A 13,084-nucleotide genomic window follows, 5' to 3' on the forward strand; every position below is an offset into this window, starting at 1 on the left:
TGCCCGGCGCGGCCGCCTAGGCTGGGCGCCATGATCGGGAAGCTGGGCAGGGTGGGGGCATTCGCGGTGGCCGCGGGTGTGAGCCGGGCCGTGTACGCCGGGCTGCGGCGCCGGGACGACGAGCGGTGGCGGCGGGAGAACCACGCGGGGCGGAGCGTCGATCTGTACGCCGGGCCCGCGACGGCTGTCGGGACCGCGCTGGCCGTCGCGGGCGCAGCGGGATGGGGGTCCGCCCGGCCGAAGGCTGGGGGAGGGCCGGCCGCCTTGGCCGTCCTCGCCGCCGGCGCCTGCGGGGCGTACGACGATCTGAAGGGCGACCACCGGCGCGGCTTCCGGGCGCACCTCGATGCCCTGAGGGGCGGCGAGGTCACCAGCGGGGCCGTGAAGCTGCTCGGGATCGGCGCGGCCGGGCTCGTGGCGGGGGCGCTGCTGAAGGAGCGTCCGGTGGACAAGGTCCTGGCCGGTGTGGTGATCGCGGGGACCGCGCACTTCGTCAACCTCGTGGACGTGGCGCCCGGGCGCGCCGCGTTGACGGTCCTGGGGCTCGGTGCGCCCGGACTGCTGCGTGGTTCGCTCGCGGCCGCGCCGATGGGCGCCGCGGCCGCCGTCCTCGCCGACGACCTCGGGGAGCGCACCATGCTCGGCGACACGGGCGCGCACGCGCTCGGCGCGGCCGTCGGCAGCGCGATCGCCGCCGGGAACGGGCGGTTCGGACTCGTCGTCCACGCGGCGGGGCTCATCGCGGCGGCGGCGTACGGCGCGCAGGTGAGCGACCTCGCGCGCTCACCCATGTGAGTGATACCGCCCGGCGAGTTGAGGGCTCGGACACGGGAACGACGCGGCTTCGGTGCCGGAACGTGCGTACGGGCTGGCATCCTTGGGCGCGTGACACAGCTCCGTACGGTCCAAGTGCTGGGCGGCGGCAGCGCGGGCAGCAGCGCTCACGTCAGATCACTTGCCTCGGGGCTGGTGGCGAGGGGCGTGCGGGTGACCGTGTGCGCCCCGGCCGAACTCGACCGCGCCTACGACTTCATCGGCGCCGGCGCGCACTTCGTGCCCGTCCCGCGCCGCAACGACCCCGCGACGGTCGCGCTGCTCCGCAATGCCTGCATCGGCGCGGACGTCGTGCACGCGCACGGGCTGCACGCGTCGGTGCGGGCGATGATCGCGCTGTCGGGCGGGGTACGGGCGCCGTCGCCGTCGCTCGTGACGACCTGGCACACCCGCAACCATGTGGACGGGGCGCGGGGCGGGCTGTTGCGGCTGCTCGAACGGCGGACGGTGCGGGCGGCGGCGGTTGTCCTCGGCACGTCCTCCGAGCTGGTGGACCGGGCGCGGCGGCGCGGGGCGCGGGACGCCCGGCTCGCGCCGGTGACGGTACCCCCGTCACGGGCACCGGTCTGTCTGCACGACGGGAAGGCGCGGGCGGAACTGGGGGCGGTGGACCGGCCGTTGCTGATGGCGGTCGGCGCGCTGGTGCCGGAGCGCGGGTACGGCATGCTGCTGGACGCGGCGCGGGTGTGGCGTGACCTGGACCCGCAGCCGCTGCTCGTGATCGCGGGGGAGGGGCGCGAACGGGCGGCGCTGCAGCGGCGGATCGAGGAGGAGGGGCTGGCGGTCCGGCTGATCGGCAGCCGGGACGACGTGGCGGAGCTGCTGGCCGCGGCGGACGTGGCGGTCCTGACCTCGCGATGGGAGGCCCGCTCGCCGCTGGCGCAGGAGGCCCTGCGGCTCGGTGTCCCGCTGGTCGCGACGGCGGTGGGAGGGGTGCCCGAACTGGTCGGGGACGCGGCGGAGTTGGTTCCGTGGGGGGACGCGGCGGCGCTGGCGGAGGCGGTGCGGGGGTTGCTGGCGGACGTGGACCGGCGGATGGACCTTGCGGCGGCCGGCCGGGTGCAGGCGGGCACGTGGCCGACGGAGGACGAAACGATCGCGCACGTCTTGAGCGTGTACGACGAGCTGTCGGACCGCCGCTGAGCGGTCTGGACGGGGCGGACCCCCCACCCCGCCCCTCCCCGAAACCCTGACGATTCCCGGGGCTCCGCCCCCGAGCCCCCGTACGCGGCGGCTTCGCGCCGCGGCGCGACATGGGCCCGGCTGGGCCCGGGGGTTCGGCAGCTGCGGGGCGAGGTAGGGCCGGGCTGGGCCCGGGGCGCGGCAGCTTCGCGCCGCAGGTACGCCCGTTGTGGGCAATCGTCCCGCTGGGCGGGACGGGTGGGCACAACGGACGGCGCCCTGGCGGGCGCGTCCGCCCCGGCGGCCTGGCGGCCACGGGGGCGTTGCCTGGCGGGCGCGTCGGCGCCGATGGCCTGGTGGCCACGGGGGGTCTCCGCCTTCGGGGGGACGGGCAGGTGGGTTGTGTCCCCGCCGGTGGGCGCGAGGTGGTGACCCCGGTGGCCTGGGGGCGCGGGCCTCGCCCCCGGTGGGGCGGGTGGGCGTGATGGCGGTGACCTCGGTGGCCGGGTGGCTCGGGCCTCGCACCCGGTGGGCGGGTGGGCGTGATGGCGGTGACCTCGGTGGCCGGGTGGCTCGGGCCTCGCCCCCAGCGCGCCGGTGGGTGACCTCGGTGGCCCGGTGGCACGGGCCTCGCCCTCGGTGGGCGGGTGGGCGTGATGGCGGTGACCTCGGTGGCCCGGTGGCTCGGGCCTCGCCCCCGGCACGCCTGCGGCCCCAGGCCCCCCGGCTATGGCGTGTGGCGTCTTGCGCGGAGGGCCAGGGAGAGGGCCAGGACCGTCTGGGGGTCGTCGAGGTCCGTGCCGAGGAGTTCGGAGATGCGGGCCAGGCGGTTGTAGAGCGTCTGGCGGTTCAGGTGGAGCTCCCTCGCCGTCTCCGCCTTGCGGCCCGCGTGGGCCAGGTAGGTCTCCAGGGTCGGGAGCAGCGGGGGGCGGGACGTGCGGTCGTGGTCCCTCAGGGGGCCGATCGCGCGGTCCACGAAGGCCGCCAGGTCCGGGTGTTCCCGCAGGCGCCACAGCAGCAGGTCGATGTCCAGGCGCCGCGCGTCGTACCAGGGGCGGTCCGAGAGCCCCTGCGCCGCCGTCGCCGTCTCGCCCGCATGCCGCAGGGACGCCGACGCCGCCGCCCAGCCGCCCGCGACGCCCACCACGACCACCGGCGGGTTCGCGCCCGCCCGTTCCAGGCCCGCCCGCTCGACGCCCGCGCGCAGCGCCGCCGCCACCCGGTCCGCCACCGCCGTACGCTCCGACTCCGACCGGAGGCCGAGCAGGAGGGGGACCCGGCCCTCGACCGGGCGGACGCCCAGAAGGACGGGGACGCCGACCGACGACAGCTCCTCCAGCACCGCCCGCGCGAGCAGCGCCCAGTTGCCCGAGGGGGAGAGCTCCGAGGCGAGACGCATCACCACGGGGAGCAGCGGGCCGTCGCCCGGGCGGAAGCCCAGCACCCGCGCCTGCGCCGGCGCGTCCTCCGCCGTGATCCGCCCCTCCGCCAGGTCCGTCAGGAAGTCGCCCCGGCCCCGGGCAGCCAGCTCCTCCTCCTGCCGCGCCTGCATCAGCACGACCGCCAGAATCCCCGCCGCCCGCTCCGCCGCCATCCGGTGCACCGGGGAGAGCGGGCCCGCGACGGACAGCAGCACCAGGCGGGCGCGGATCGAGCCCGTGCCGGGACCGCCGCCCGGCACGTCCACCAGGACCGAGCCCACCGGTGGGCCCGACTCGCGCGCCGCCCGCTGGCCGCGCAGGCCGTCCCACACCTGGAGCGGGTCCGCCGGGCCCGACTCCGTGCCCGCCGCGTAGAGCAGTTGCCCGTCCGCCGTCTCCAGGAAGACCGGGTTCGCGGTGAATTCGGCCAGGATCCGCAGCACCTGCGGCACCCCGCCCCCGCCGAGCAGCGCCTCCGTGCACTGCCGGTGCACCTCCTCCGCCTGCCGGAGGAGGGCGTAGTGGCCGTTGACGATCTCGGTGTGGATCTCCTCCGTGACGGCCACAAAAGGCACCTCGCGGTGCAGCTGCACCAGCGGCAGACCGGCCGAACGCGCCGTCTCCACGATCGTCGCCGGCAGGCGCGAGAAGCGCGGGCCCAGCTCCACCACCAGCGCGGCGATGCCCCGGTCCGCGAGCCGCCGTACGAACGCCCGCTGCTCCGCCGGGCGTGTGCCGAGCCCCAGGCCCGTGGTCAGCAACAGCTCGCCGCCCTTGAGCAGGGACGCGATGTTCGGGACCTCGCCCGCGTGCACCCAGCGCACCGTCCGGTGCAGCCGGTCCGCCCCGGCGACGACCTCCGGGAGTCCGCTGCGGAGCCCGGGCAGCTCCAGCGCCCGCTGCACGGTGATCCCGCCCTGATTGTCCATGGAGCCGGACGCTACCTCCGGACATGTTTCGGCGACATCACCCGGCGGTCACGAGACCCGACAGATCGTCCATCCCGTCGACAACTCGTCGCCCCAATAGGCCAATTGTGCGACCGCATGTCGATTGTGGCGTACGTCACCCCGGAGGATCCTTTCCGGCCATGGCAGAGAACCCCACTCCCACCTCCACCCCCGAGGTGCACCGGCTCAAGGCGAACTCGGTCGGCCTCGTCGGCGTCGTCTTCATGGCCGTCGCCACCGCGGCCCCGATCACGGCGATGACCGGCAACCTCCCCATCGCCGTCGGCTTCGGCAACGGCACCGGCGCCCCGGCCGGCTATCTCTTCGCGACGCTCGTCCTGACCGTCTTCTCGGTCGGCTACGTCGCCATGGCCAAGCGGATCACCGCCGCCGGCGCCTTCTACGGCTACATCTCGCACGGCCTCGGCCGGATCGCCGGCATGGCCTCGGGCATGCTCGCCGTCCTCGCGTACATCGTCTTCGAGGCCTCGATCGTCGGCGTCTTCGCGTACTTCACCAAGACGACGGTCGCCGATCAGCTCGGTGTGGACCTGCCGTGGATCGTGTACGCGGCGGCGATGCTCGCCGTCACCGCCGTCCTCGCGTACTTCGACATCAACCTCACCGCCAAGGCGCTCGGCGTGATGCTGATCGCCGAGATCGCCGTCCTCTTCGCGGTCGCCACCGCCGTCCTGATCTCCGGCGGCGGCCCCGACGGCATCCCTGTCGAGCCGATCAACCCCAAGAACGCCTTCACCGGCGCGTCCGCCGGGCTCGGTCTCTTCTTCGCCTTCTGGTCCTGGGTCGGCTTCGAGTCGACCGCGATGTACGGCGAGGAGTCCCGCGACCCCAAGCGCGTCATCCCCCGAGCGACCCTCATCTCCGTCGTCGGCGTCGGCCTCTTCTACATCTACGTCTCCTGGATGACGATCGCCGGCAACGGGCTCTCCGCCTCCGTGAAGCTGTCCTCCTCCGCCACGCCCCTCGACCTGTTCTTCGCCCCCACCCAGTCCTTCATCGGCGCCTGGGCCGTCGACGCCTTCCAGTGGCTGCTGCTCACCGGCTCCTTCGCCTGCGGCATGGCCTTCCACCAGTGCGCCTCCCGCTACCTCTACGCCATCGGCCGCGAGGGCTTCCTCCACCCGGCCCTCGGCCGGACCCACGCCAAGCACGGCTCCCCGTACATCGCCTCCTACGTCCAGAGCGCCATCGCCGTGCTGCTCGTCGGCGCGTTCTGGCTCACCGGCCAGGACCCGTACATCCACCTGTACACGCTGCTCGCGATCCTCGGCACGATGGCGATCCTGATCGTCCAGACGCTCTGCTCCTTCGCCGTCATCGGGTACTTCCGCAAGAACCACCCGGAGGACCGGCACTGGTTCAAGACGCTCACCGCGCCCCTGCTCGGCGGCATCGGGATGACCGCCGTGGTCGTGCTGCTGATCATGAACATGGAGACCGCGGCGGGGCTCGCCGCCGACTCGCTCTTCTTCAAGGCGATCCCGTGGATCGTCGGAGCGGTCTTCTTCGGCGGCCTCGGTCTCGGCTTCTACCTGAAGGCCAGGCAGCCCGAGCGCTACGAGATCATCGGCCGGATCGTCCTGGAGGACGCGACCGAGCGCACCGACGAGATCGAGCAGCCCGCTCCCGCCGCCGTACCCCAGAGCTGATCCCACCCCTCCCCAGGAGCGCCCCATGGCACGCACCAACCCGATGCACCTCCTGAAGAAGCTGGCCGCCGAGCACGCCGACGCCCGACGGCTGAACGTTCCCGTCGACGAGTTGAGAGAGATGAGGTCCGACTCGCTCGGACGGCGCTCCCTCCTGAAGTACGCCGCCGCGGCCGGGGTCGCCGTCTCCGCGGGCGCGGCCGTCGCCCGGCCCGCGGTGGCACGGGCCGTGACCCCCGCCCGCGTCGCCGTCGTCGGCGCCGGCATCTCCGGTCTCACCGCCGCCCTCACCCTCCAGGACGCGGGCGTGAAACCGACGCTCTACGAGGCCAACCCCTCCCGCGTCGGCGGCCGTATGTGGACCCAGCGCAGCCACTGGGCGTACGGGCAGACCTCCGAGATCGGCGGTGAGCTCATCGACACCAGCCACAAGAAGATCCTCGAGCTCTGCCGCCGCTTCGACCTCCCCGTGGAGGACTTCCTCGGCGGCGGCCCCACCGGCGCCGAGGAGGTCCTCTGGTTCAACGGCGCCTACTACCCGCGCCACCAGGCCGACGAGGACTTCAAGGCGGTCTACCAGGCGCTGCGCCGCGACCTGTCCGAGGCGGGGGAGGTCATGTGGAACCAGACCACCCCCACCGGCACCGCGCTCGACAACATGTCGATATACGAGTGGATCGAGTCCCGGGTCCCCGGCGGGCACTCCTCGCCGCTCGGCCGGTTCATCGACGTCGCCTACAACGTCGAGTACGGCGCCGACACCACCGAACAGTCCTCGCTCGCCCTCGTCCTGCTCATGGGCTACCAGACCAATCCGGGCCACTTCAACATCTGGGGACTCTCCAACGAGCGCTACCACATCACCGGAGGCAACGACCGGCTCCCCAACGCCATCGCGGGCGCCCTCGCCCCCGGCACCCTGCGCCAGGGCTGGTCCCTGACCGCCGTACGCGCCAACGCCGACGGCACACAGACCCTGACCTTCACCGAGGCCGGCGCCACCCGCACCGTCACCGCCGACCACACCGTCCTGTGCCTGCCCCTGCCGATCCTGAAACAACTCGACCTCACCCAGGCTGGGTTCGACCCGCTGATGAAGAACCTGCTGCGGGACGCCCGGATGGGGTACTGCACCAAGCTCAACATGCAGTTCGGCACCCGCCCGTGGCGCGGCACCGGCGCCTGGCCCGGCGTCTCGGCCGGTGACTGCTTCACCGACACCGAGGTCCAGCAGACCTGGGACACCACCAAGATCCAGGGCGGTACGGGAGGCATCCTCATCCAGTACGGCGGCGGCAGCCTCGCCAAGGCCCTGACGCCGACCGGGCCGTTCTCCACCGAGTCCGACCCCTATGTACGGAGTCTCGTGACCCGCTACCTGGGCGGCATCGACGCCTTCTTCCCCGGCACCTCCCAGGCGTACACGGGCCGCGCCCAGCTCTCCGCCTGGCACCGCAACCCGTACGCCCTGGGTGCGTACTCCTGCTGGCCGGTCGGCTATCTGCACCGGTACGCCGGGTACGAGGGCACCGCCCAGGGCAATGTCCACATCGGCGGCGAGCACTGCAGCTACGACTTCCAGGGCTTCATGGAGGGCGGCGCCACCGAGGGCGAGCGGGCCGCGCGGGAGGTGATCGCCGCCCTGAGCTGAGGGAGCGTCAGGCGGCCGGTGTGATGTTGTGGTTGAAGCGGAAGACGTTGTCGGGGTCGTACTCGGCCTTGACGGCGGCGAGCCGGCGGTAGTTCTCGGCACCGAAGCCCGCGACGACCCGCTCCTCGCCCTCGGAGCCGATGAAGTTGAGATACACGGCTCCGGTCGACCACGGCCTCACATCGGCCCGTACGTCCCGGACCCACTGGACGGTCCGCTCGTCGTCCGCCGGGTTCTCCCACGTGGCGAAGGGGTGGACGGCCCAGGGCGCGGAGCGCCACGGAATCGGGTAGTCGGCGGGGCCGGCCGCCACCGCGCCGCCCATCAGGAACAGCACCTGCTGGGTGGCCGTCGGCATCGGGATCTGCTCGGCCCGGGCACAGAAGACGTCCACCGCCTCGTCCGGGAAACCGCTCAGATACTCCGCCGACCAGTAGTTCCGCAGCCCCGGCGGGTCGTCGATCATGCACTGGAGATCCGTGTAGGCGATGTTCGTGACGACCTCGAACGCGGGTTTCAGGGCGAACAGCGGCGCCGCCAGCTCACGGACCTCGGCCACCGGACCCGCACAGGTGAACATCGCAGCGCAGACCAGCTTGCCGACGAGATGCTCGGGGACGAACGGCTCGGGCGGCGCCGGGAAGTAGATGACGCCGCCGCCCACCTCGTCCGGGGCGGACTCGCCCAGGTCCCGAGCGGTGCGTACCACCTCGGGAGCGGACTCGGGCAGGAAGAAGAGCATAGCGACGCTCATCTCCGGCAGCTTGTGCAGTCGCAGGGTGAGCGAGGTCGCCACGCCGAAGTTCCCGCCGCCGCCGTGCAGCGCCCAGAACAGCTCCGGGTTCTCCTCGGCGTCCGTGTGCACGTGCTTGCCCTCGGCGGTGATCAGCTCGGCGGCGAGGAGGTTGTCGCAGGCGAGCCCGAACTTCCGCTCCAGCCAGCCCGATCCGCCGCCCAGCGTGAAGCCGCCGACCCCGGTGGTGGACACCCGCCCACCCGTCGTCGCGACATGGAACGGCTGGCAGGCGTGGTCCAGATGGCTCATCAACGCGCCGCCCTCGACCCGTGCCGTCATGTTCTCCGGGTCGGCGACCACGGCGTGCATCCGGCGCAGATCGACGACCAGCGCGCCGTCGACCACGGAGGTCCCGGCGACGCTGTGACCGCCACCGCGCACCGCGATCGGCAGTTCCGCCTCGCGGCCGAAGAGGATCGCGTTGGACACGTCCGCCTGGGTCGCACACTGGGCGATCACGGCCGGACGCCGGTCGATCATGCCGTTGTGGAGGGCGCGGGCCCCGTCGTAGCCCGGATCGCCGGGGACGAGCACCTCACCGGCCAGGTCCTCGACCAGTCCGGCCAGGGCGCTTTCGGACACGTGGGGAGCCATGGGAGTGCCCCCCTTTCCTCGGGGGGACAGGACCCTTTCAGCGTATTCCGGTAGGCGGTTCCCCGCGCCTCAACCCCAGAACGGGCCGATCACCGGCCGCACGTCCGCCGTACGGCGGGTGATCCCCGCCGTACGCGCGGATCACCCGCCGTACGCCCCGCTCGCCGTCAGCCGCAGCGCCGTGTCGATCAGCGGCACGTGGCTGAACGCCTGCGGGAAGTTGCCCACCTGCCGCTGCAGCCGCGGGTCCCACTCCTCCGCGAGGAGACCCAGGTCGTTGCGGAGCGCGAGCAGCCTCTCGAAGAGCTTGCGGGCCTCGTCGACCCGCCCGATCATCGCCAGGTCGTCGGCGAGCCAGAACGAGCAGGCGAGGAACGCGCCCTCGTCGCCCTCCAGGCCGTCCACGCCGGCCTCCTCGCCCGCGGTCGGATACCGCAGCACGAAGCCGTCCTCCGTGGACAGCTCCCGCTGGATCGCCTCGATGGTGCCGATGACCCGCTTGTCGTCCGGCGGCAGGAAGCCCATCTGCGGAATGAGCAGCAGCGAGGCGTCCAGCTCCTTGGAGCCGTACGACTGCGTGAAGGTGTTCCGCTCCTTGTCGTAGCCCTTCTCGCAGACGTCCCGGTGGATCTCGTCGCGCAGCTCGCGCCAGCGCTCCAGCGGGCCGTCGGCGTCCCCGGACTCGATGAGCTTGATCGTGCGGTCGACCGCCACCCAGGCCATGACCTTGGAGTGCACGAAGTGCCGACGCGGGCCGCGCACCTCCCAGATGCCCTCGTCGGGCTGGTCCCAGTGCGTCTCCAGGTACCGGATCAGCTTCAGCTGGAGCAGCGAGGCGTAGTCGTTGCGGGACAGACCCGTCATGTGGGCCAGGTGCAGGGCCTCGGTGACCTCGCCGTACACATCCAGCTGAAGCTGGTTGGCGGCCCCGTTGCCCACCCGGACCGGGCCCGAGTTCTCGTACCCCGGCAGCCAGTCCAGCTCGGCCTCGCCGAGCTCGCGCTCACCCGCGATCCCGTACATGATCTGCAGGTTCTCCGGGTCGCCCGCGACCGCGCGGAGCAGCCAGTCCCGCCAGGCGCGGGCCTCCTCGCGGTAGCCGGTGCGCAGCATCGACGACAGCGTGATCGCCGCGTCGCGCAGCCAGGTGTAGCGGTAGTCCCAGTTCCGTACGCCGCCGATCTCCTCCGGCAGGGAGGTGGTCGGCGCGGCGACGATGCCGCCGGTGGGCGCGTACGTCAGCGCCTTCAGCGTGATCAGCGAGCGGACGACGGCTTCGCGGTACGGGCCGTGGTACGTGCAGTGCTCCACCCACTCACGCCAGAAGTCGACGGTCGCCTCCAGCGAACCCTCCGGGTCCGGCAGCGGCGGCGGCTCCTTGTGCGAGGGCTGCCAGCTGAGCGTGAACGTGATCCGGTCGCCGGGCGTGACGGTGAACTCGGAGTACGTCGTGAGGTCCTTGCCGTGCGTCTCGGCGTCCATGTCCAGCCACACCGAGTCGGGGCCCGCGACGGCGACCGTGCGGTCCCCGACCTTGTGGACCCACGGCACCACACGCCCGTAGCTGAACCGCATCCGCAGCGCGGAGCGCATCTGGACCCGGCCGGAGAGGCCCTCCACGATCCGGATCAGCTGCGGAGCGCCGTCGCGCGGGGGCATGAAGTCGGTCACCCGGACCGTGCCGCGCGGGGTGTCCCACTCGGACTCCAGGATGAGCGAGTCGCCGCGGTAGCGGCGGCGGTCGGCGGGTGCCGGGGCAGCGCCGTTCGGCCCGGCGGGACCGACCCGCCAGAAGCCGTGTTCCTCGGTGCCGAGAAGCCCCGCGAAGACGGCATGCGAGTCGAAGCGGGGGAGGCACAGCCAGTCGACACTGCCGTCCCGGCAGACGAGGGCGGCGGTCTGCATGTCCCCGATGAGTGCGTAATCCTCGATGCGCCCGGCCACGTGCTTTCTCCAGTCGAACGGCCACGTCCGCCCCGCAGGGCGCTTGCTACAGGTCAGCGGTCAACTGATGTTGACGATCGGCGGCGAGTGTCCGAGCAGGATACGACGCGGAGCATCGCACACTTGTAACGCCATTGCGCCGATCGGGTGAGCAAGGCTTGACGCCGTGACGACCCCGGTGCGACCGCTTGCCGGAGGTCACGTCGCCGTCCGTGTGCACCCGACTGCCCCGTGTGGCCGGAAGCGGTCTCCCGTTGTCGCTGATACCCTGGTACCCCGTGGACCGGTGGGAAACGGCGACAGCCGAGCCCCCGCAACCGCAGCGACGGCACCCCCCGATTCTTGCGGAGGGAACGCCGGAACGCACCTCCAGAACGCGACCACGGGAGCCCCCTCTTGGCGATGCCGCCCAAAACCACGACGACCAAGCACATCTTCGTCACCGGGGGTGTCGCCTCCTCCCTCGGCAAGGGCCTGACCGCCTCCAGCCTGGGTGCGCTCCTCAAGGCGCGGGGCCTGCGGGTCACGATGCAGAAGCTCGACCCGTACCTGAACGTCGACCCCGGCACGATGAACCCGTTCCAGCACGGCGAGGTGTTCGTCACCAACGACGGCGCCGAGACCGACCTGGACATCGGCCACTACGAGCGCTTCCTCGACGTCGACCTCGACGGCTCGGCCAACGTCACCACCGGCCAGGTCTACTCGCAGGTCATCGCCAAGGAGCGGCGCGGCGAGTACCTCGGCGACACCGTCCAGGTCATCCCGCACATCACCAACGAGATCAAGTCCCGGATCCGCCGCATGGCGACCGACGACGTCGACGTGGTCATCACCGAGGTCGGCGGCACGGTCGGCGACATCGAGTCGCTGCCGTTCCTGGAGACCGTCCGCCAGGTCCGCCACGAGGTCGGCCGCGACAACGTCTTCGTCGTCCACATCTCGCTGCTGCCCTACATCGGCCCCTCCGGCGAGCTGAAGACCAAGCCGACCCAGCACTCCGTCGCCGCGCTGCGCAACATCGGTATCCAGCCGGACGCCATCGTGCTGCGTGCCGACCGCGAGGTCCCCACCGCCATCAAGCGCAAGATCTCGCTGATGTGCGACGTGGACGAGGCCGCCGTCGTCGCCGCCATCGACGCCAAGTCGATCTACGACATCCCCAAGGTGCTGCACACCGAGGGCCTGGACGCCTACGTCGTGCGCAAGCTCGACCTGCCGTTCCGCGACGTGGACTGGTCCACCTGGGACGACCTGCTGGACCGCGTCCACAACCCGGAGCACGAGGTCACCGTCGCGCTCGTCGGCAAGTACATCGACCTGCCCGACGCGTACCTCTCGATCACCGAGGCCATGCGGGCCGGCGGCTTCGCCAACAAGGCGCGGGTCAAGGTCAAGTGGGTCACCTCCGACGACTGCAAGACCGCGGCCGGCGCGAAGAAGCAGCTGGGCGACGTCGACGCGATCCTGATCCCCGGCGGCTTCGGCGACCGCGGCGTCAACGGCAAGATCGGTGCGATCCAGTACGCCCGTGAGAACAAGGTGCCGCTGCTCGGCATCTGCCTGGGCCTGCAGTGCATCGTCATCGAGGCCGCGCGGAACCTGGCCGACATCCCGGAGGCGAACTCCACCGAGTTCGACGCCGCGACCGCGCACCCCGTCGTCTCCACGATGGAGGAGCAGCTCGCGTACGTCGAGGGCGCCGGCGACCTGGGCGGAACGATGCGCCTGGGCCTCTACCCGGCGAAGCTCGCCGAGGGCTCGATCGTCCGTGAGGTCTACGACGACCAGCCGTACGTGGAGGAGCGCCACCGTCACCGCTACGAGGTGAACAACGCCTACCGCGCCGAGCTGGAGAAGAAGGCGGGCCTCGTCTTCTCGGGCACCTCCCCGGACAACAAGCTCGTCGAGTACGTCGAGTACCCGCGCGAGGTGCACCCCTACCTGGTCGCGACCCAGGCCCACCCGGAGCTGCGCTCGCGTCCGACGCGTCCGCACCCGCTCTTCGCCGGCCTGGTCAAGGCCGCTGTGGAGCGCAAGACGGGCAAGTAGTACGAGGCGTTAACGTTGCCGGGGTACGGGTCCTTTCGGGACGCGTACCC

General features: G+C 72.1%; 8 protein-coding genes. 5 read left to right on the forward strand and 3 right to left on the reverse strand.

The features are described from left to right. Window positions 1-30: 30 nt before the first annotated feature. Together ABZ939_RS00075 and ABZ939_RS00080 are read left to right on the forward strand one after the other, a co-directional pair. A complete protein-coding gene (locus ABZ939_RS00075; RefSeq protein ID WP_361846769.1) occupies window positions 31-795 on the forward strand; it encodes a hypothetical protein in 765 nt (254 codons plus the stop codon). Window positions 796-885: 90 nt separating this feature from the next. Then, window positions 886-1,977 (forward strand): glycosyltransferase family 4 protein, encoded by a 1,092-nt coding sequence (locus ABZ939_RS00080; protein ID WP_361846772.1) that lies wholly within the window; start codon window positions 886-888, stop codon window positions 1,975-1,977. A gap of 706 nt (window positions 1,978-2,683) precedes the next feature. On the opposite strand, the gene ABZ939_RS00085 is transcribed toward ABZ939_RS00080, so the two are convergent. Then, window positions 2,684-4,306, reverse strand: a complete 1,623-nt coding sequence (locus ABZ939_RS00085; protein ID WP_361846775.1) for a PucR family transcriptional regulator — start codon at window positions 4,304-4,306, stop codon at window positions 2,684-2,686. A gap of 161 nt (window positions 4,307-4,467) precedes the next feature. Between ABZ939_RS00085 and ABZ939_RS00090 the strand changes: the two genes are divergently transcribed. After that, the gene (locus ABZ939_RS00090) at window positions 4,468-5,997 is read left to right on the forward strand and encodes an APC family permease (RefSeq protein WP_361846778.1); all 1,530 of its coding nucleotides are present in this window, start codon (window positions 4,468-4,470) and stop codon (window positions 5,995-5,997) included. A gap of 25 nt (window positions 5,998-6,022) precedes the next feature. After that, window positions 6,023-7,648: an NAD(P)/FAD-dependent oxidoreductase gene (locus ABZ939_RS00095; RefSeq protein ID WP_361846781.1), complete on the forward strand. Its 1,626-nt coding sequence runs from the start codon at window positions 6,023-6,025 to the stop codon at window positions 7,646-7,648. Between the two features lie 7 nt (window positions 7,649-7,655). Here the strand turns inward: ABZ939_RS00095 and ABZ939_RS00100 are convergent, their stop codons facing one another. Both ABZ939_RS00100 and ABZ939_RS00105 read right to left on the reverse strand, forming a co-directional pair. Next, window positions 7,656-9,038: an FAD-binding oxidoreductase gene (locus tag ABZ939_RS00100; protein ID WP_361846784.1), complete on the reverse strand. Its 1,383-nt coding sequence runs from the start codon at window positions 9,036-9,038 to the stop codon at window positions 7,656-7,658. A gap of 141 nt (window positions 9,039-9,179) precedes the next feature. Continuing rightward, window positions 9,180-10,982 carry a glycoside hydrolase family 15 protein gene (locus ABZ939_RS00105; RefSeq protein WP_361846787.1) on the reverse strand — a complete coding sequence of 601 codons (1,803 nt, stop codon included), beginning with the start codon at window positions 10,980-10,982 and terminating at the stop codon, window positions 9,180-9,182. 402 nt (window positions 10,983-11,384) lie between these two features. Here ABZ939_RS00105 and ABZ939_RS00110 point away from each other — a divergent pair, with 402 nt between their 5' ends. Beyond that, the gene (locus ABZ939_RS00110) at window positions 11,385-13,034 is read left to right on the forward strand and encodes a CTP synthase (protein WP_361846790.1); all 1,650 of its coding nucleotides are present in this window, start codon (window positions 11,385-11,387) and stop codon (window positions 13,032-13,034) included. Window positions 13,035-13,084: the final 50 nt, after the last annotated feature.

This window comes from Streptomyces sp. NPDC046712, from assembly GCF_040645695.1.
In the GTDB taxonomy this organism is placed as follows: domain Bacteria; phylum Actinomycetota; class Actinomycetes; order Streptomycetales; family Streptomycetaceae; genus Streptomyces.